The 768-nt window shown below is 35.4% G+C and carries 1 protein-coding gene; it reads left to right on the forward strand.

The genetic code is table 11. From position 1 onward, the window contains the following. On the forward strand, positions 1 to 768 hold a 768-nt coding region (locus CCZ01_RS10600), incomplete at both ends, for a PBECR3 domain-containing polyvalent protein (protein ID WP_458692869.1).

A 768-nucleotide genomic window follows, 5' to 3' on the forward strand; every position in this document is an offset into this window, starting at 1 on the left:
TCATCCAGTATTTAAAAAAGAACAAGAATTAGCAGACAAGTTAGCAAGATATGAGACATTAAGGATAGAATTTGCACAAGAGGCAAAGAATGCTAAAAATACGACTACAAATGCGTTAAGGAGTGAAGAAGAAAGCGTAGATTTGGCAGTGAATACGCCAAATTTAAAAAACAATAACGTGAAAATATTCCAAATACCTCAAGCCCAAGCCCAAGAAATACAAAATTATTTCAATTTTAGAGAAAAAAAACCACTTTTAAGAGAAATGCGAGAAAATGAAATCGCCCATGCCTTAAAATCTCATGGCGATGAAATCAAAGAGGCACAAAGAGGCAATATCGCTATCACAAGGGCAGATATTGAACAAAACTACCCCAAAATTACACAAGAGTATGATGAGCGATTTTTTACAGATAAAAGTGTGATTTATGTAAAGCAAGTAAATGGGCATCATATTGCTATCGAAGAGGCACTATTAGGGCAAGATAAGCTTATATTTAAAAGTTTGTGGAAAACAAAAGGGAATTATAATAGGCAAGTTTTACTCAAAAACGCTAAGGCTACCCCAAATCCACACATAAGCGTAGATGAAGTGGCAAGGACAAAATCCAACCCAAGCCTACACTTGAGCGGGGATACCCACGACAATACCTTAGGCACTAATAATTCTACCGCAGATTCGTTAAATTTGCAAGATTTCACAGCAAAATATGCGAAGTTTAAAGAACAGCTTTTTACTGAAGTAAGACAAAGCTTTGAAAACGAAAT

Source organism: Helicobacter monodelphidis (assembly GCF_003288845.1).
Lineage (GTDB): Bacteria > Campylobacterota > Campylobacteria > Campylobacterales > Helicobacteraceae > NHYN01.